Below are 18,170 nucleotides of genomic sequence, written 5' to 3'. Positions count from 1 at the left end.
GAGGGATGGTGCGCCGGTCGGTCGCATCCGTCAACGCGCGCGGCTGTTGAGCGAGGGGGCGAGACCCGTTACGCAAATCAGGCCACGGTTGACGTCACCGCCCCAGAGACCGACCCAGAGACCGCAAAATGTCCGCCAAGAAACATACCGCGCTTCGCATCCTGGTCACCGGTGGGGCTGGCTTTGTCGGGTCTCACCTGTGCGACCGGCTGATCGCGCGGGGCGACCAGGTGATCTGCGTCGACAACCTGTTCACCGGCAGCAAGGACAACATCGCCCATCTGATGGGCCATCCGAACTTCGAGTTCGTCCATCACGACGTGAACCACCCGATCTTCATTCCGGTGGACCAGATCTACAACCTGGCCTGTCCGGCCTCGCCGATCCATTATCAGTACGACCCGGTCATGACCGTGCGCACCAATGTGATGGGCGCGATCAACATGCTGGATCTGGCCAAGCGCACCGGTGCTCGCGTGATGCAGGCCTCGACCAGCGAGGTCTATGGCGATCCCGAGATCCATCCGCAGGTCGAAACCTATTGGGGCCGGGTCAATCCGATCGGCCCGCGCGCCTGCTACGACGAGGGCAAGCGCTGCGCCGAGACCCTGTTCTTCGACTCGTTCCGCCAGGACGGCGTCGACATCAAGGTGGTGCGGATCTTCAATACCTACGGCCCGCGCATGGCGATCAATGACGGCCGGGTCGTCAGCAACTTCGTGGTCCAGGCCCTGACCAACCAGCCGATCACCATCTATGGCGAAGGCGCGCAGACCCGCAGCTTCTGCTATGTCGACGATCTGGTCGAAGGCTTCATCCGGATGATGGCCACGCCCGCCGGCTTCACCGGCCCGGTCAATATCGGCAATCCCAACGAGTTCACGATCCTGGAGCTGGCCCAGGAGACGATCGCCCAGATCGGTTCGACCTCGGTGATCGAGCGCAAGCCCCTGCCACAGGACGACCCCCGCCAGCGTCAGCCCGACATCACCCTGGCCAAGTCGGCGCTGGACTGGGAGCCCAAGACCCAGCTGAAGGAAGGTCTTGGCAAGACCATCGCCCACTTCCGGGCCCTGCTGGGCAAGGGGCTGGTCGAAGCTTAGGCTCTGAGGGCGGGAAAAGGCCTGGAGCGGGCGATGGGAATCGAACCCACGACATTCTGCTTGGGAAGCAGACGCTCTACCTCTGAGCTACGCCCGCGCGGCGTTCGGGTCGTCTAGCGGGTCTCGACGGCGTTCTCAAGGGCGGAGCGGCGGAAACCGTCGCGCACGCGATCAGGCCACGGCGACGCAGCGCGCCAGCATGACGGCCAGGGCCGCGCTCTCTATGGGCTTGGGCAGAATGTCGTCCATGCCCGCCGATCGATAGCCATCGATCTCGTGATTGAGCACGCTGGCGGTGACGGCGATGATCGGCGTGCGAACGGCGCCGATCCGGGCCTCTTCCGACCGGATGACCCGCGTGGCCTCCAGGCCGTCCATGTCGGGCATGTGCACGTCCATGAAGATCGCGTCCCACGGTTGGCGACGCCAGGCTTCGACGGCTTCCTTGCCGCTGGCGGCGAAACCACAGGTTACCCCGAACGGCTCGACCAGGGCGGCGAGGATACGACGATTGACGGGGTTGTCGTCCACGACCAGCAGGGATGTCGGCGTGTCGCCGGCGGCTTCGGCCCAGTCGTCCTCAAGCGCCGCTTCGGCCGCCGTTTCGGCGGAGATCACCGAGGGCATCGGCGCGGTGAAGTCGAAACGCGCGCCAACGCCCAGGGCCGACATGACCGTCAGCGAGCCTCCCATGCGTTCGGATAGCTCGCGGCAGATGGCTAGGCCCAGCCCGATGCCGCCGACCTGGCGGGTGGAGGAATTGTCGACCTGAACGAAGCGCTGGAAGATCGCGTCGTGATCCTTACGGTCCACGCCGATGCCGGTATCGATCACAGACAGCTTGAGCGTCTGGTCGTCGCCGGTGATCTTCACCGTGATGCCGCCGGTCCGGGTGAATTTCAGGGCGTTGGAGATCAGGTTGCAGGCGATCTGGCGGAGTCGGTCCTGGTCGCCGCGCCGGAAGGTCGCCATGCCCGGTTGAATGGAGATCACCAAGGTCAGGCCGCGCTCCTCGGCCATGGGCCGATAGAGCTCCCGTAGATCCTGGGTGAAGGTTTCGAGCGAGAACGCATTGGGGCGCAACTGCAGGCCGCCGGCCTCGATCTGCGAGATATCCAGAATGTCGTCGATGAGTTGCCGCATGACGCGGGATGCCGATGTGATCACCTTGACGCGCGCCATCTGTGGCGGCGCCAAAGGCTCCCGGCCCAGCAACTGGCCCTCGCCGAAAATGGCGTTCAGAGGCGTACGCAACTCGTGGCTGACGGTGGCCAGGAACTGCGACTTGGCGCGGTTGGCGACCTGGGCTTCTTCGGAAACGCGTTCCAGCTCCTCGGTGCGGGCGCGTACGCGGATTTCCAGCTCCTGGTTAGCCAGGCCGGTATGGTGATTGCGCCGCGCGATGTCTTCCAGCAGTTCGCGGTTCTCGTCGCGCAGCCTGAGGCAGTCCAGCAGCAGGGCGTGGTTGTTGCGGTGGCCCACCAGCATCACGACCCAGAAGATCAGACCCAGCACGCCCAGGGTGGTGTCGACCCCCCTGTTCATGAGCAGAGTCAGCGATGCGGGCAGCAACATCAGCGAGACATAGATCCGCCCGGTCCACTTCAGCGGTGAGAGGACGCCGACCGCGCCGCCGGCCAGGGCCGACAGGACGATGATCATGGCGTAGCGCGTGGCGACGTCCTCGACCGGGATACGCGCGCAGGCCAGCGTCGCCCAAAGGACGGCGCTGAGCAGCAGGCCCAGCCGGTGGGCCCGCGCCAGCAGCGAAAGCCGGTCGGCCATGAAGCGGCCGGCCAGCGCCGCGCCGAGCAGGCGGTCTATCGCCATCCGGGCGCCCAGCAGGATCAGGACGATCGCCAGCCAGACCAGATAGACCGGGCGTTCCCGGGCCGGGGCTATAAAGCAGATTCCGATCGCGGTGGCGGCCTGCACCGCCATGGTCGCCAGGCTGTTGCGATGCGCATGACCCAGCAGGGCGAGCTTCAGGGCTCCCCCCTTGGACGTCTCCTCCGCTTCGTCAGGTCGCATGGTTCGTTGCTCTGAAAACAAACGTTTGCCTGTCTAGACCGCGCGAGGTGAACGAGGGTATGCCAATCGAAGCGACAAAACGCCGCGCGGCTTTGCCGGTGGCGGGGCCCTAGTCGGCGGGCTCGTCCAGCCAGGCGGCCACCCAGAACAGCGGGGCGTTCCAGTTGATGGCCACCTCATTTTGGGTGAAGGCGCGGTAGTCGTCGCTCCAGCACGTCTGGGGCGCGCAGCGGCCCTTCATCTCCCTTGCCACCGGATCGCCCATGCTGGTCGAATTGGGGCCGCCCGACAGCACGCCCGCCGGCGGCGCGGGGTAGCGCGCTTCAGCCTGCCGCGCCCAGAAGCGGTGGTGCGGATGAAGCATGGGTCGCGCCCCGAAGCCGGTGACGTAGGAGCGGTCCAGCGGGTTGCGGCCCAGCACATAGTCCATGGCGTCAACCGCGCCGTCGCGATAGGCGCTCTTGCCGCTGAAGTCGTAGGCCAGGCCCAGCACCATCGCCCGGTTCAGGATCGAGGAATTGGAGCCCCAGGGATAGCCGGCCGCCGCATAGGGCAGGCCATAGCCCTGGCTGGCCGCGTCGGCCAGGTAGCGGTCGGCGCTGGCGATCAGGTTGGCGCGGGCGGTCGCGATCTCGGCGGGCTTCAGGCCGTTGGGCGCCAGCGCCAGGGTAACGGTTCCCAGCGCCCCGACCGAGCCCCAGCTGATGTCGCCGGTCGGCTTGCCGCCGGTGGAAGGTCCGGCCAGGAACAGCGGCGAGGCGCGAAGGGCGGTTTCATATTCGGGTGCGCCCGTGGTCGCGTAGAGCTCGGCGGTCGCCCAGTAGAACTCATCCTCCAGATTGGAGTCGCCATACCCGCCGCTGCCGGTGAAGGCGCCCAGGGCGTAGATCTCCGGGTTGCGCCGCGCGGCGGCATAGGCGCGCGTGGCCGCGTCCAGGCAGCGGGCCGAGAAGGCCGGGTCGATGGTCTTCCAGATTCGCGCCGCCTGCGCCGCGGCGGCCGCCAGGTTCAGGGTCGCGGCGGTGGTCGGGTGATAGAGATAGCGGGTTTCCCTGTCGTCCGCCGGTGCGGTGGGCAGAGCGGTCCAGTGTTCGTCCGCCAGCCGCTGGTGGGCCATGCCCGAGGCGTCGACCGGCGTCAGGACCAGCCTTCCGGCGGGGCCGGGATGCTGCATCTCGACCGGCAGCTCCAGGGTCTTGCCCGCCGGAATCTGCATCGCCAGCAGGAAGTCCAGCTCCCAGCGGGCCTCGTCCAGCAGATCGGAGACCCCGTTGGCGTCTTCGGGGATACGTCCCTTGCCGTCGGCGAAGGCGGCCAGGGTCGCCGTCCGGCCCAGCACGGCCGCGCGTTCGTGTACGTTCAGGAGCGTCCAGACCGAGATGCCGCCATTGACCACGTATTTCCCGTGGTCGCCGGCGTCGTACCAGCCATGACTCGCGTCGAGCGTGTAGTCGCAACCCGCCCAGACCTGGCCGCGTTCGTCGGCCTTGTTGAAGCAGGTCGCCCTGTCCTGTGCGTGGCCCGCGGGGCGGGCCAGATCTGGTCTTTGAACAAACCGCGCCTCGATCGGGATGCCGCTGCGGTTCTGATAGAAGAAGCCCAGCGCGTCGGCCTTCAACGCGCCATACAGTCGACCGTCGATCGCGAAGGGGCGGCTCTCGAGGGCGCCGACGGTCAGGCGATAGCCGTCGCCGGCCTTGCGGAAGCCGCTGAAGTCGATCTGGTGGACGTGCTCGCCCGAAGCGGCGTCATCCCCGAACACCCTGGTCCGGCCACGGGCGACAGTCTCGCCCTTTGCATCGCGCAGGGTCCAGGGGAGTGGAGTCATTGAAGGGTGGGCCAACATCGCGCGTTTGGGTCCCGCGACCTCCAAGCCAAGCTGGTTTAGACGAATCTCGCGCGCGGGTTCTTCGGCGGCAAGGGCGTCGCCGGCGAAGGCGAATGTCAGGGCGATCGCCGCCATCGCGGAGCAGAGCCTGGGCATGGGTTTCCTACCGTCTCGGCGCATCGTCTCGCGCGCCTCGATGGCAGGTTAGCGGTAACCTGACAGCGTTGTCGCCAACAGAATTTCGCTCAGCGACCCTCGGCCAAGAACCGCAGCCGCGCCAGATCCGGATCGGGCGTCGCGCCGGTCTCCGCGCCGATCAGCATCTTGCGGGCGTCGCCCTCGGGCGCATAGGCCGGCCAGACGGGCAGTCCGGGGCCATTGGGATCGCCGGTTTTCGCGAAGTTGACCCAGTAGGACGACATCTGGTCGGCGACCCGCCGGTCGGTGGCGTCCGTCGTCCAGGTCCCGATGATCTCGGGATGGTCGAACACATAGACGATGTCGGCCGAGTGGAAGGCCCCGAGGGACTTGCCGCGATTGTTTGCGCCGAACCAGTCGGCGGGGACCTTGGGGGCGTGGTCGAAGCGATAGAGATAGGTGGGCGCCTTGCCCGAGCGTGTCTGCGCCACGGCCCAGGACCAGGTGGGCAGGCCCATCCAGGCGTCGCCGGCGAAGCTGATCCGTGAGCGGATCATCTGCTCGGGTGTCTCCGAGGGATAGAACTTGGCGGCTTCCGTCGCGCGGTCGCCGAACCGTATCTTGAGGGTATCGGCCAGGCTGGCGGCGCCGAACACGCCGCCTTCCATCAGGCTGCCCTCGTCGCGGTTCCAGCCGGTCAGCAGCGGCACGTCGTTCTGTTGGCGCGCCGCGAAGGTCTCGGCCGCGCCCTTCGGCAGGATCCAACCGTCAAGAATGGGGCGGTAGGGGACGTTCAGGCCGGGAGACGTCCACATCGCCAGGATCTCGGCCGAGGAGCGGCGGCGCAGGGCGGCCAGGTCATCACCGCCGAACGCCTTGGCGAAGCGCAGCCCGGCCGCTTCCGCATCCGCCAGACTGTCGTCGCGCCCCAACGTGCCGAACGCCGAACCGCTTTGGCCGATGGCGCGATGGAACAGGCCCTTGGCCTGGGGCGAGCTCATCAGCCTGCTGACGGCGTCGGAGCCCGCCGACTCGCCGGCGATGGTGACCCGGTCGGGATCGCCACCCAGCAGGGCGATATTGGCCTTAACCCAGCGCAGAGCGGCGATCATGTCGGCCAGGGCCTGGTCGCCGCTGGCCCTGTTGGGCGATTCCCGGGTCAGCTCCGGATGGGCGAAGAAGCCCAACGGGCCCAGGCGATAGTTGATGGTCACCACCACCACGCCCTTTTTCGCCAAGGCCACGCCGTCGTGGCGCGGCTCGGCGCCCGAGCCGGCCGCATAGCCGCCGCCGTGGATCCAGAAGAACACCGGCAGGGACCCGCCCGTCTTGGCCGGGCTCCACACGTTTAGGTACAGGCAGTCCTCCGACATGCCCGGCGTGAAAGGGTCCAGGTCGGCATAGACCTTGGGCTGGAGGCAATTGGGCGCGAAGCGATCCGTGCGGCGCTCGCCCGTCCAGGCGACAACGGGCGCCGGGGCGCGCCAGCGCAGGTCGCCGATCGGCGGCGCGGCGTAGGGGACACCCTTGTAGGCCTTGATCCCGAACGCGTCAGCCTTGGGCGGCGCCAGCCTGCCGCCGGTTACGGTTTGGGCGCTGGCGACGGTGGCCAGCGCTGTCAGTGTCAGGGCGATGAAGGCGGCGCGGAAGGACATGGGACGGCCCGGCTGTTGCGAGCCTGTAGATGATCAGGGGCGGGGGGCGTTGTCACCCGTCCATCGCAACCTGAGCTAGACCCGCTCCACCACCATCGAAATCCCTTGGCCCACCCCGATGCACATGGTCGCCAGGCCATAGCGCGCTTGCGGCGATGCAGTTCCTCGACCGCCGTCAGGGCCAGGCGGGCGCCGCTCATGCCCAGCGGGTGGCCCAGGGCGATGGCCCCGCCGTTAGGGTTCACATGCTCGCCGTCGTCGGGAAGCCCCAGCGCCCGCAGCACCGCCAGGCCCTGCGCCGCGAAGGCCTCGTTCAGTTCGACCACGTCCATCTGGCCAATGGTCAGCCCCAGACGCGCCAGCAGCTTCTGGGTCGAGGGGGCGGGACCAAAGCCCATGACGCGCGGGGCGACGCCGGCGGCGGCCGAGCCGACGATCCGCGCGCGCGGCGTCAGGCCGTGGCGCTTGATGGCGTCCTCCGAAGCGATGATCAGCGCCGCCGCGCCGTCATTGACGCCCGAGGCGTTGCCGGCGGTGATGGTGCCGTCGGGACGGACGATCGGCTTCAGCGCCGACAGGGCCTCGATCGTCGTCGCGCGCGGATGCTCGTCCCGGCTGACCACCACCGGGTCGCCCTTGCGCTGGGGGATTGTCACCGGAACGATCTCGGCGTCGAAGCGCCCGCTGGCCTGGGCGGCGGCGGCGCGGGCCTGGCTGCGCAGGGCGAAGGCGTCCTGGTCGGCGCGTTTGATCCCGTAGTCGTCGGCGACGTTCTCGGCGGTCTCTGGCATCGAGTCGACGCCATAGGCCTTGCGCATGGCGGGATTGACGAACCGCCAGCCGATGGTGGTGTCGAAGATCTCGGCGTTGCGCGAGAAGGCGCTGTCGGCCTTACCCATCACGAAGGGCGCGCGGCTCATGCTTTCCACGCCGCCGGCAATCATCAGCTGGGCCTCACCCGACTTGATGGCGCGGGCAGAGACGCCCACGGCGTCCAGGCCAGAGCCGCACAGGCGATTGATGGTCGAGCCCGAGACCTCCGTGCCCAGGCCCGCCAGGAGGGCGGCCATGCGGGCGACGTTGCGGTTGTCCTCGCCGGCCTGGTTGGCGCAGCCCAGCACCACGTCGTCCACCAAACTCCAGTCGAGGCCGGCGTTGCGCGCGGCCAGGGCCTTCAGCGGGATGGCGGCCAGATCGTCGGCGCGGACCGACGACAGCGCGCCGGCGTAGCGGCCGATCGGGGTGCGAACGGCGTCGCAGATGAAGGCTTCGGCCATGCGGGTCTCCGACAAGCTCCAACAGGTGTTCGGCTCACCCTAGAGCCCGGCCCCGCGCGATCAAGCATCGGATGCTTGGACACCGGTGTCAGTTGACCTAAGACAGAGACAACAACCAGGGTCGGGGACGAGACGCGATGATCAGCCGGCGGGAGGTGATGGGCGGCGCCGCCTGCGGCGCGACGCTGCTGGCCACCGGCGGCGCGCGAGCGGCGGCTCCGGGCGACGCGGCGTTGAAGGCCCTGCTGGACACCGTCGCCAAGGGTGGACCAGCGCCCGAGCGCCTGGCGATGCTGCGCGCTTTCCAGCCTGCGCAGCTTTCGCCCCTGGCCCGGATCGACCATGAGGCCGTGCTGCAATCGGTGGCCACCGAAGTCGAGATCTCCACGCGCTTCCCGTTCGGCTCGGGTCCGGGCGCGCCCTATGTGGTCACGCCGCGGTCCGGCACCTGGCTGAAGGCCGCCGACGCGGCCAGGGCCGGGGGCGACGCCGTGATCGCCAGCGCCCGGCGCCTCGACCAGGAGACAGCGCAGATCGCCGCCGACGCAGGGCAGGGCGTCGTGCCGCCGGCCTTCATCATCGACAAGGTCCTGACGGGCCTGACGGCGACCGCGTCCGCCGCACAGGCCGCGCCGGAAATCGTCGCCGCCCTGGGGCGTCAGCGCGACGCCCTGCAAGGGGTGCGCGCCAAGGCCGGGACCGGGGCGGGCGTCTGCCGCTTCAAGGACGGCGAGGCCTATTACGGCCTGCTGCTGAAGCTGAACCTGGGCCTGTCCCTGACGCCGCGCGACGCCCATGCCCGCGCCCTGGAGACCGCTAGGGCCCTGACCGCCCGCGCCGACGGCCTTCTGAAGGCCCAGGGCCTGACCCGGGGCTCGGTCGGCGAGCGATTCACCGCCCTGACCCGCGACGAGCGCTGGCTCTACAGCGACGACGACGCTGGCCGCGACCGGGCCGTGGCCGACATGAACCTCTGGCTGGACAGGGCCATCGCCCGCCTGCCGACATCGTTCGCGACGCTGGCGCCGGGCTCGCGCAAGGTCCGTATCAGCCGCATGTCGCCCGCCGACGAGGCCGCCGGCCGCCAGGGCTATCGCGAGGCGCCGGCCTTCGACGGCTCCAGGCCGGGCGCCTACTATGTGGACCTCAAGGCGATCCGCACCCGGCCCAGCTGGACCCTCGGCAGCGTGGTGCATCACGAGAGCCTCCCGGGGCACATGGTGCAGATTCCCCTGGAAGAGGGCTCGGGCGCTCATCCGTTGCGCACCCGCCTGGCCTGTCCGGGGTTCATCGAGGGCTGGGCGATCTACGCCGAGCAACTGGCCGACGAGGACGGCGCCTTCGCCGGTGATCCGCTGTCGGAGCTGGGCTATGTGCAGTGGATGCTGTTCCGCGTGGGCCGCACCCTGATCGACACCGGCATGCACAGCCAGGGTTGGAGCCATGAGAAGGCGGCGGCCGTCTTCGCCGACCTGCAGGGCCCGCCGCCGGTCTTCGCGCCGATCGCTCAGGATGTTGAACGCTCGGCTATCGGCCCCGCCGGCGCGGGCGCGCAAGGGCTGGCCTGGCTGGAACTGGTCCGCCTGCGCGCCGCTGCTCGCAAGGCGAAGGGGGCGGGCTTCGACCTCAAGGCGTTCCACGACGCCGTGCTGGTCAGCGGAACCCTGCCGCTGTCGATGCTGCGAACGCGGGTGCTGGGCGCCTGAACGCGAAACGCCGCCCGGTCGTGAGACCGGACGGCGTTTCTTTCGGCTTGGCGGAGAGCCTAGGTCTTGGGTTCGGCCGGCGGGGCCGGGGGCGCGCTGCCGCCGCGCATGCGGGCCATGGCGGTCGCCAGTTCGTCGGCCGAGATCTTGCCGTCCTTGTCGGCGTCGACCATGGCGAAGCGGGCTTCAGGGCGGCCCGCGGCGACCCATTCGTCCTTGTCGACAGCACCGTCGGCGTTCTTGTCCCAGGCCTTGATGATCTCGGCCGGGGCCGGCATCTGGGCCAGGGCCGCGCCGGCGGCGAGGGCGGCGATCGAGGCCAGGGCGGCGGCGAAAATGGTGCGACGCATGGAGTTTCGGTTCCTTCCGACTTGTTTCCCGTCGAACGTGATCTGCCCGATTTGTTGCGGCCATATTACGGCGAAGCGTCTGGCGGACGGGGCCTGGCTGAAGGCGGGCCTCAGGCCTTTTCGACAAAACTGTCGATGACCTTCTTGTCGCCGGCCTTGTCGAAGGCCACCGACAGCTTGTTGCCCTCGACGGCCGAGACCTTGCCGTAGCCGAACTTGACGTGGAACACCCGGTCGCCGCGCTGGTAGGCGCTGGCCTTGGACGGCGCCGACACCGCCACCAGCCGGCCTTCGCCCTCGATCGGGGCCGAGCGGCCGCCAGACCCGCCGGTGCGGGGATTGCTCCACGAATTGCCGCCGCCGGCCATGCGGTCCTGGGCGCGCTTCCAGCCGGGGCTGGCATAGCCGGAACCGCCGAACGATGAACTGGCGCCGGCGTCGTCCCAGCGCGAGGCCGCCGTCTGCTGCATGCCCGGACCGCCGCCATAGTAGCCGGTCTCGGACGCCGCCTCGACATGGGCTAGTGGCAGTTCATCGACGAAGCGGCTGGGCAGTTGGCTGGTCCAGCGGCCATAGACCTGCCGGTTGGCCACGAAGCTGATCCGGGCTTCCTCGCGGGCCCGGGTGATGCCCACATAGGCCAGGCGACGCTCTTCCTCGAGGCCCTTGGTCCCTTTGTCGTCCATGCTGCGCTGGCTGGGGAAGACGCCTTCCTCCCAGCCCGGCAGGAAGACCAGCGGGAATTCCAGGCCCTTGGCAGAGTGCAGGGTCATGATCCAGACGGAGTCGTCGCTGGAGCCCTTGTCCAGGTCCATGACCAGCGACACGTGCTCCAGATAGCTTTCCAGCGTGTCGAAGGCGCTCATCGACTGAACAAGTTCCTTCAGGTTTTCCAGCCGGGTCTGGCTGGTGGGGCCCTTGTCGAGGCGAAGGGCGTCGGTATAGCCGCTCTCCTCCAGCACCGCTTCCAGCACCCGTTGGTGCGGCATGGTCTGGGCCAAGGCCCGCCAGCGATCCAGGTCGCGCAGGAAATTGCTGAGCGCCGTGCGGGTGCGGGCCGGAAGCTCGTCGCTGCCGACCAGCACGCGGGCCGACTCCACCGCCGACAGGCTCTCGGCCCGGGCGATGTGCAGCAGCTTCTGCACCGAGGTGTCGCCGATGCCGCGCTTGGGGGTGTTGACGATGCGCTCGAAGGCCAGATCATCGTCGGGCGACTGGATCAGGCGCAGATAGGCGTGGGCGTCGCGGATCTCGGCCCGTTCGAAGAAGCGCGGACCGCCGACCACCTTGTAGGGGATCTGCAGCATCACGAAGCGCTCTTCGAAGGCGCGCATCTGGAAGCTGGCCCGAACCAGGATGGCCATCTGGGTGTATTTGCGGCCGGCGCGCTTGGCCTTCTCGATCTCGTCGGCGACCATCCGGCTTTCGGCCTCGCCGTCCCAGACGCCGCTGACCTTGACCTTTTCGCCGCCGGTCGCCTCGGTCCACAAGGTCTTGCCCAGGCGGTCCTTGTTGGCGGTGATCAGGCCGGACGCCGCGGCCAGGATATGCTCGGTCGAGCGATAGTTGCGCTCCAGCTTGACGACCTTGGCGCCCGGAAAGTCGCGCTCGAACCGCAGGATGTTGTCCACCTCGGCCCCGCGCCAGCCATAGATCGACTGGTCGTCGTCGCCCACGCAGCACACGTTCTGCCGGCCCTGGGCCAGCAGGCGCAGCCACAGATACTGAGCGATGTTGGTGTCCTGGTACTCGTCGACCAGCACATATTTGAAGCGGGTCTGGTAGTCGGTCAGCACGTCCGGGTGGCTGGTGAAGATCGTGATGTTGTGCAGCAGCAGGTCGCCGAAATCACAGGCGTTCAGGATGCGCAGCCGCTCCTGATACTGGCGGTAGAGCGTAATGCCCTTGCCCGCCGCGAACTCGGAGCCGTCGGCGGGCGGCACCCGGTCGGGCGTCCAGCCCTTGTTCTTCCAGTTGTCGATCATCCCGGCCAGGATCTTGGGCGTCCAGCGCTTGGCGTCGATGTTCTCGGCCTCGATCAGTTGCTTGAGCAGGCGCTCCTGATCGTCGTTGTCGATGATGGTGTAGCTGGACTTCAGGCCCACCAGCTCGGAATGGCGCCGCAGGATCTGGGCGGCCACCGAGTGGAATGTGCCCAGCCAGCGCAGGCCTTCGGCCTCGGCGCCGATGATGTGGGTGATCCGCTCGCGCATCTCGCGGGCGGCCTTGTTGGTGAAGGTCACCGCCAGCAGTTCCCAGGGACGGGCCCGGCCGGTCGACAGGATGTGCGCCAGGCGGGTGGTCAGGACGCGCGTCTTGCCCGTTCCGGCCCCGGCCAGGACCAGGACTGGGCCTTCCGTGGTCTCGACCGCAGCCCGCTGTTCGGGGTTCAGTCCCTCCAGATAGTTCGGCGCGCCACCGCTGCCGCCGCCCGGCGCCTGAGGCCTTGCGAGGTCGGAGATGCGCGGGGAGGGGAGGTCGCCCTGAGGAGGGCGCGAGTCGAAGCCTGAAGACATGGAACATATGTAGCACAAAGGTTCGGCGGCTTAAGCCCCCGAGACGGCGATTGCGGAACCGCGAGCGCGGCGCGCCGTTGATCCGGCACATCAATCACGGGAGGCCCGCATGGCCGAAGGTACGAGCAACAGCGGCGGCAACAGCGGCCTGGCCTTCATTGTCGGGGCGCTGGTCGTCGTCGTCGCTGTGATCGCGTTCGTCGTCTATTCGGGCGGCTTCACGCAGAAGAAGTCGATCGACGTCAATGTCTCGGCCTCGGCGCCGAAAATGCCCGACCCGCCAAAGCCTCCGGGAAGCTGAGGCCGAACCGATGAAACAGGCCCATCCGCATCCTTCGAGAGCCGGCGCCTGGATGGCCGGCGTGGCCGTCGTCGCGGTGGTTCTGACCCTGTGGATGGCCTGGCAGATGGGCGGGGCGGTGGGGGTTCCGCCGGCGCTTCAGTTCCGGGCGCCCGCCATTCCGTCGCGATCGGTCCCCAACCCCGAGCCTTCGCCTTTGCCGATCTCGCCGCGCCCACGCTAGGCTGACGGGGTATCCATCACACGTTGAAGCGCAAAGACCCGGCAGGCCGAGGCCAGGGGGCGCTCGCCGCGCCCGCTGTCGATCCGCTGGATCAGGGCCGCCAGACTGACGGCGTCTTCCGTGGCCGCCCGGTCCAGGACGTCCCAGAATTCCAGTTCAAGCGCCAGGGACGTGGCGTGGCCGGCCAGATTGACGGAGCGCTTCTTCAGACTGCCCATGCGACGCGATCGGCTCCTTGGTGACACTGGCGCGCGGTTAGCTCTGCCGTTGTGGCGGCCTTCGCGTCAATCCTCGCGCTTGGCGCCGTCCAGCGCGCGGCGCAGCTTGTCGGCGCGCGCGGCGTCCAGCGCCTTGTCGACCTTGCTGCGGCCGTGCTTGGCGCGGTTCTCGGCGGCGCGGGTCTTGTCCTCGGTCCTGGCCTTGGCCTTGCGGGCTCGGTTGAGGTTCAGGATCTCGGCCATGATCAGGGCTTCTTCGGGGGCTGCGGTTTGGGCGGCGTCGCGGCCCGGATGACCAGGGTCTCCCGCAGACGCAGCGTTTCATCCTTCTTGATCACATAAGGCGCGCGGCCGGGGAAGACGCAGTTCTGCATCGACAGCGCCTTGCGCAGGATCCAGGTCTTGATCGGCTGGTCATTGGCCCGACAGCTGAGCCCCACCGTCCAGGCCGGCGATCCGGGCTCGGCGGACCAGGCAAAGCCCATCGAATTGCCGGCTTCGAGCGCCGTGTCCGTCGGCGTGACGGTCTTGCCGCCCGAGGCGAAGGTCAGGCGATCGGGGCGGATCAGGCGGATCGAGAAGCCGCCATAGCCCTTGGCGTCGTCGCTGCCGCCCAGGCCCAGGGCGTCGACCCGCGACGTGATGAGGGTGTCGAAGTCTATGCGCCGCGCGCCATCCTTTAGCGGATAGACATGAACGCGCGTGGTCTCGCGCGCCACATACTCCAGTTCCGGACCGGAATTGACGATCCAGTCGGCATTGACGGTGAGGGCTCCGCCGCCCTGGGCGTCGCCCTTGAAGCGTGTTTCGCGCACATGAAAGGTCAGACCCTTCATGAACCAGCCATCGGCGACGGCCTTGCCGTTCACCTGCACCTGATGCCAGCTCCAGAAGGCCCCGCGCTGGTGCAGGTGATCGGCGGGCTTGTCTTCAGTCAGCACCGTGCCGTCGGGCGCATACAGCGGATGGACATAGTTCAGCCGCCCAGGCTCGTTGGCGGGGTCCAGCGACTTGGTGCGGTAGACCAGCACGGTCTTGCCCGCCTCCGTGATAGTCACGGCGTCATCGGCCAGCACGGCGTCGACCCGGGCGCCGATGGCGGGATCGGCCCGAACCCCAGTGGCCGTCGCCAGCAGGGCCAGGGCAGCGGCGAAACCGATCAGGCGCGCCATCAGGCGTCGTCCCTGGCCAGGGCCCGCGCCAGGGCGGGGCGGGCGTTGGCGCGCGCCAGCCAGTCGTCATAGACGGCATGGGGCGGCAGCATCTGACGGGCGAATTGCAGCAGGCTGACAAACAGCATGTCCGCGGCCGAGAAGGTGTCGCCCAGCAGCCAGGGCGAGGCCTCAAGCGTGGTGCGCAGCCGGTCGTCCATGGCCTGATACATCGCCTTGTCTTCGTCGTCCTGCCGCTGCTTCCACAGGTTGACGACGGCCGGCTCCAGCACGCCCGCATAATAGGCCAGCCAGGACAGATACGGCCCGCGCAGGGGATCGCCGACCGTGGGGCCAAGGCCGTTGGCCGGGAACTTGTCGGTCAGGTAGAGCGCGATGGCCGCCGACTCTGTGATCAGCACGCCGTCATCCAGTAGGGCGGGCACCTGGCCGTGCGGATGCGGATTGCGCGGATCGCGAGCGCCTGTCCGGGTGTTGGAACGATAGACATCGACCGTCATGACTTCGTACGGCGCGCCCAGTTCTTCCAGCAGCCAGAGGAACCGCGTCGAGCGCGAACGGGGGGCGTGCACCAGGGTGAGCATCGACGTCTCCTCTATCCTGGCGCGAACGTAACCGGAACAAAGGCTCCGGGCAAGAGTGTCTGGCGCTTGGCAAAAGCCAGGCTTGACCGGGTGGGAGAACCACCCGCCTATCGCGCCATTCCAACCCGGCGGAGGTCTTGCGTGTACAGGCTCTATGGTTCCCCCAGCACCGCCGGCACCGCGATTCACTGGCTGTTGCTGGAGCTTGGGGTTCCCTTCGAGATCACCATGCTCGACTTCGAGACCAGGGAGCAGAAGAGCCCGGCCTATCTGACGGTCAATCCCGACGGGGTGGTGCCGACCCTGATCGTGGACGGCGCGCCGGTGACGGAGATGGCGGCCATCGCCACGCTGCTGGCGGAGCGGCATCCGGAGGCGGGTTTCGCGCCCCCCGTCGGATCGCCCGAGCGCGCGGCCTATTTCAGCTGGAGTTTCTGGCTGGCCAACGGGATGCAGCCCGCGTTCCGGGCCTGGTTCTACGCCGACGAACCCGCGGGCGAGCAGAGCGCGGATGCGGCGCAGGCCTGCGCCCGCGCCCGTATCGAGACGGGTCTGGCGCGACTGGACGCTCGTCTGGCCGATCGCGAGTTCATCGTCGGCGACCGCTTCTCGACCGTCGACCTGCTGGCCACGATCCTCTGCCGCTGGAGCCGCAACATGCCGCGTCCGGCGACGGCGTGGCCCAACCTGAAGCGCTATCTGGATCGCATCCGTCAGCGGCCCGCCCTGCGCGAGGTCCACCGCCGGGAAGCCCTAACCGACTGGATCGACGGCTAGCCGACCCGCAGGTCCGGGTCGAGGGTCTGGCCGGGGTCCAGCTGCACGCCGAAGGTGTTGAGGATCATGCTGACCTGCGTGTACTGGCCGGCCGTGAACACCACGTCCATCGCCTGCTTCTGGCTGAAGTGGGTCAGGAGCTGGGTCCAGGTCTCGTTGCTGATGAACTGGTCGGCGTGCAGTTCGTCCGTCGCTCGAACAAGGGCGGCGTCGGCCGGGGACCATCCGGCGTCAGGACCGGCCTTCAGCATCTGGATCTCGTCCGGCGTCAGGCCGCAACGCAGGCCGATCTCGACGTGCTGCGTCCATTCATAGCCGCTCCGGCACAGGAAGCCGGTGCGCAGGATGACGATCTCGCGCTCGCGGGCCGGCAGGTCATTCTTCTTTGACAGGATATAGTTTCCCCAGGTCAGGAAGGCCTTCAGGGCCTGGGGCGCGTGAGCCAGCGTGCGGAAGATGTTGAGCACGGGTCCGGCTGGGATGACCCCACCCTGGCCCAGCGGCGCCAGAACCTCGGCCTGCTCGGGTGTCAGGTCGTTCGTCAGGGGATGGACCCTGGGCTGGCTCAACCGCATCACTTGGCTCCCTCGCGCGGTCTGAAGCCGCGTCGCGCCCAGCATGGCCTTGCGCGCGGGGCGGGGTCAAACGGTCGTTCAGGCCGCCTTGTCGAGCTTTGGGGCGCGGATGCGACTTATCGCGACCCTCATGCCTCCGACGCCGTCGACGATCATCCTGGCGTCGAGCTGCTTGACCAGGGCCTGGACGATCACGGTCCCCAATCCGCCAACCAGACCCGGAGCCGTCTCGCCAACCTTGCCAACGCCGTTGTCGAACACCGAGAGCGACCAGTCGTCCTCGTCGCTGACGAAGGTGACGGCGATCCGCGCGTTGGCGGTGGGCGTCGGGAACGCATACTTGATGGCGTTGATGACCAGTTCGGTGACGATCAGTCCGATGCTGACGGCCTTGTCGGAGCCGATCATGCCGTGATCGGCGGTCACGCGCAGGTCGATGGGCTGATCTTCGCCGATCATCGACGCCCCGAGGCTGGCGCACAGCTTGGTCAGGTAGACGCCGACCTCGATCTTGTCGACGCCGCCAGAGGCATGCAGGTGCGATTGAACCTGGGCCACCGACAGCACGCGCTGGTGCGCGTCCTTGAGATGAAAGCGAATTTCCTCGGAGGTCACCGCCCGGGCTTTCAGCATCAGGATGCTGGCGATGATCTGCAGGCTGTTGGCGACCCGGTGCTGCATCTCCTGCAAGAGCACCTGCTTCTGGTTCAGAAGCTCCTCGGTTCGCTCTAGCAGGTCTTCCTTCTCGCGCTCGATGACGCGGCGCGCGGTGATGTCGGTGAAGGCCAGCAGGATCGTGGAATTGGGACTGGTTTCGTAGACCACCATGCGCGCGTTGAGCAGCATGGTGCGTTGGCCAAGACTTGGAAAGTCGTGCTCGACCTCGAAGCCATCCATCGCGGTGTGTTCGGGAATGATCGTCTCGAGCAGCACGCGCAGGGCCGGGATGTTCCATTGCCCGTCGCCCAGGTCGTAGAGCAGACGTCCCATGGTCTGCCGCGGGGCGACCTGAAAGATCTCATAGAAGGATCGACTGGCCCCCAGCACCACGAAATTGGCGTCCAGCACCAGAAGCGGCTCGTGGATGGTGTCCACGATCGCCTGGGCGAGAGTCTGGGCGTCCTCAATTCCGGGTATCGATCGCGTCATCGGCGGGATCTTGAATCCGATCCTGGACGCGGCGGCTCCGTCGCGGACGGCAGCGGATAGGTGCCGATGCCGAAAGCCTACGCCATATGGTGGCGTATGTCGTGCAATCCTTGGGGCTCGGGCGAGGCGGCCCGAAGCCTAGCGACCGCCGCCCGTGATTTCCTTGATCAGCGCCTGGACCGGAGCCTTGCCGCCGTTGTTCCAGACCACCTTCAGGTGGGCCAGGGTGCGCTCGGCGGCGTCGTCGAACTTCCACTCGCAGGATTCGAAGCGGCAGTTGTCGAAGGTCGGCGCCTCGCCGCCGGCATAGACCAGCCGGCAGCCGCGGAACTCGCAGTCCGAGAAATATTCGCCATCGAGCGCGACAGTCTCGTGGTTGTACATCGTCAGGGTGGGCATGGAGGGTCTTTACCGATCGTCGTCGGACGGGGACGGGGCGTCCTCGCCGGTCTGGGCCTGCTTGGCGGCGGCCTTTTCGGCGGCCTTCTCGGCGGCCTTGCGAGCCTTGGCGCGCTCGCGTTCCTGACGTTCGAAGGAATAGTTCGGTGTTCGCGCCATGTCGGCGAC

Annotated in this window: 18 protein-coding genes, 1 tRNA gene and 1 pseudogene; 5 read left to right on the top strand and 15 right to left on the bottom strand. The window is 67.9% G+C overall.

Annotated features, from left to right (window positions below):
- Positions 1-128 precede the first annotated feature (128 nt).
- Complete coding sequence (locus tag ACQY9P_RS20760) at positions 129-1,103, top strand: UDP-glucuronic acid decarboxylase family protein (protein ID WP_421737364.1); 975 nt, start codon at positions 129-131, stop codon at positions 1,101-1,103.
- Between the two features lie 22 nt (positions 1,104-1,125).
- Here ACQY9P_RS20760 and ACQY9P_RS20755 read toward each other — a convergent pair.
- From ACQY9P_RS20755 to pcaF, 5 genes and pseudogenes are all read right to left on the bottom strand, one after another.
- A tRNA-Gly gene (locus ACQY9P_RS20755) sits at positions 1,126-1,200 on the bottom strand.
- A gap of 74 nt (positions 1,201-1,274) precedes the next feature.
- Positions 1,275-3,134, bottom strand: coding sequence for an ATP-binding protein (locus ACQY9P_RS20750; RefSeq protein WP_421737365.1), 1,860 nt, complete (start codon positions 3,132-3,134; stop codon positions 1,275-1,277).
- Positions 3,135-3,243: 109 nt separating this feature from the next.
- Positions 3,244-5,097, bottom strand: coding sequence for a glycoside hydrolase family 9 protein (locus ACQY9P_RS20745; RefSeq protein ID WP_428151685.1), 1,854 nt, complete (start codon positions 5,095-5,097; stop codon positions 3,244-3,246).
- A 110-nt stretch (positions 5,098-5,207) separates the two neighbouring features.
- Positions 5,208-6,755 (bottom strand): carboxylesterase/lipase family protein, encoded by a 1,548-nt coding sequence (locus tag ACQY9P_RS20740; RefSeq protein ID WP_421737367.1) that lies wholly within the window; start codon positions 6,753-6,755, stop codon positions 5,208-5,210.
- A gap of 75 nt (positions 6,756-6,830) precedes the next feature.
- Positions 6,831-8,032, bottom strand: a pseudogene (gene pcaF / locus ACQY9P_RS20735) (3-oxoadipyl-CoA thiolase).
- Positions 8,033-8,169: 137 nt separating this feature from the next.
- On the opposite strand from pcaF, the gene ACQY9P_RS20730 reads away from it, so the two are divergent.
- A complete protein-coding gene (locus ACQY9P_RS20730; protein WP_421737368.1) occupies positions 8,170-9,738 on the top strand; it encodes a DUF885 domain-containing protein in 1,569 nt (522 codons plus the stop codon).
- Positions 9,739-9,797: 59 nt separating this feature from the next.
- On the opposite strand, the gene ACQY9P_RS20725 is transcribed toward ACQY9P_RS20730, so the two are convergent.
- Together ACQY9P_RS20725 and ACQY9P_RS20720 are read right to left on the bottom strand one after the other, a co-directional pair.
- On the bottom strand, positions 9,798-10,088 hold the full coding sequence (locus ACQY9P_RS20725) for an EF-hand domain-containing protein (RefSeq protein WP_421737369.1): 291 nt from the start codon (positions 10,086-10,088) through the stop codon (positions 9,798-9,800).
- A gap of 110 nt (positions 10,089-10,198) precedes the next feature.
- Positions 10,199-12,604 carry an ATP-dependent helicase gene (locus ACQY9P_RS20720; RefSeq protein ID WP_421737370.1) on the bottom strand — a complete coding sequence of 802 codons (2,406 nt, stop codon included), beginning with the start codon at positions 12,602-12,604 and terminating at the stop codon, positions 10,199-10,201.
- Between the two features lie 109 nt (positions 12,605-12,713).
- Between ACQY9P_RS20720 and ACQY9P_RS20715 the strand changes: the two genes are divergently transcribed.
- Together ACQY9P_RS20715 and ACQY9P_RS20710 are read left to right on the top strand one after the other, a co-directional pair.
- Positions 12,714-12,905 (top strand): hypothetical protein, encoded by a 192-nt coding sequence (locus tag ACQY9P_RS20715; protein ID WP_421737371.1) that lies wholly within the window; start codon positions 12,714-12,716, stop codon positions 12,903-12,905.
- A 10-nt stretch (positions 12,906-12,915) separates the two neighbouring features.
- The gene (locus ACQY9P_RS20710; protein ID WP_421737372.1) at positions 12,916-13,128 is read left to right on the top strand and encodes a hypothetical protein; all 213 of its coding nucleotides are present in this window, start codon (positions 12,916-12,918) and stop codon (positions 13,126-13,128) included.
- On the opposite strand, the gene ACQY9P_RS20705 is transcribed toward ACQY9P_RS20710, so the two are convergent.
- The 4 genes from ACQY9P_RS20705 to ACQY9P_RS20690 form a co-directional block, all read right to left on the bottom strand.
- Positions 13,125-13,346, bottom strand: a complete 222-nt coding sequence (locus tag ACQY9P_RS20705; RefSeq protein ID WP_421737373.1) for a ribbon-helix-helix domain-containing protein — start codon at positions 13,344-13,346, stop codon at positions 13,125-13,127. The genes ACQY9P_RS20710 and ACQY9P_RS20705 overlap by 4 nt on opposite strands.
- Positions 13,347-13,412: 66 nt before the next feature.
- Positions 13,413-13,589: a DUF4169 family protein gene (locus ACQY9P_RS20700; protein WP_421737374.1), complete on the bottom strand. Its 177-nt coding sequence runs from the start codon at positions 13,587-13,589 to the stop codon at positions 13,413-13,415.
- A 2-nt stretch (positions 13,590-13,591) separates the two neighbouring features.
- Positions 13,592-14,518, bottom strand: coding sequence for a DUF6807 family protein (locus ACQY9P_RS20695; protein WP_421737375.1), 927 nt, complete (start codon positions 14,516-14,518; stop codon positions 13,592-13,594).
- Complete coding sequence (locus ACQY9P_RS20690) at positions 14,518-15,102, bottom strand: glutathione S-transferase family protein (RefSeq protein ID WP_421737376.1); 585 nt, start codon at positions 15,100-15,102, stop codon at positions 14,518-14,520. The genes ACQY9P_RS20695 and ACQY9P_RS20690 overlap by 1 nt, the downstream gene beginning before the upstream one ends.
- A 141-nt stretch (positions 15,103-15,243) precedes the next feature.
- Here ACQY9P_RS20690 and ACQY9P_RS20685 point away from each other — a divergent pair, with 141 nt between their 5' ends.
- A complete protein-coding gene (locus ACQY9P_RS20685; RefSeq protein WP_421737377.1) occupies positions 15,244-15,879 on the top strand; it encodes a glutathione S-transferase family protein in 636 nt (211 codons plus the stop codon).
- On the opposite strand, the gene ACQY9P_RS20680 is transcribed toward ACQY9P_RS20685, so the two are convergent.
- The 4 genes from ACQY9P_RS20680 to ACQY9P_RS20665 all read right to left on the bottom strand — a co-directional run bounded on the left by ACQY9P_RS20680 (position 15,876) and on the right by ACQY9P_RS20665 (position 18,161).
- A complete protein-coding gene (locus ACQY9P_RS20680) occupies positions 15,876-16,454 on the bottom strand; it encodes a carboxymuconolactone decarboxylase family protein (RefSeq protein ID WP_421737378.1) in 579 nt (192 codons plus the stop codon). The genes ACQY9P_RS20685 and ACQY9P_RS20680 overlap by 4 nt on opposite strands.
- A gap of 78 nt (positions 16,455-16,532) precedes the next feature.
- The gene (locus ACQY9P_RS20675; protein ID WP_421737379.1) at positions 16,533-17,603 is read right to left on the bottom strand and encodes a sensor histidine kinase; all 1,071 of its coding nucleotides are present in this window, start codon (positions 17,601-17,603) and stop codon (positions 16,533-16,535) included.
- Positions 17,604-17,741: 138 nt separating this feature from the next.
- Complete coding sequence (locus tag ACQY9P_RS20670; protein WP_421737380.1) at positions 17,742-18,002, bottom strand: hypothetical protein; 261 nt, start codon at positions 18,000-18,002, stop codon at positions 17,742-17,744.
- Between the two features lie 9 nt (positions 18,003-18,011).
- Positions 18,012-18,161, bottom strand: a complete 150-nt coding sequence (locus ACQY9P_RS20665) for a hypothetical protein (RefSeq protein ID WP_421737381.1) — start codon at positions 18,159-18,161, stop codon at positions 18,012-18,014.
- Between the last annotated feature and the right edge of the window lie 9 nt (positions 18,162-18,170).

Source organism: Caulobacter sp. (assembly GCF_965279145.1).
Lineage (GTDB): Bacteria > Pseudomonadota > Alphaproteobacteria > Caulobacterales > Caulobacteraceae > Caulobacter.
Note: the sequence above shows the minus strand (reverse complement) of the source record. Positions and strands in the feature narration are given on the sequence as shown.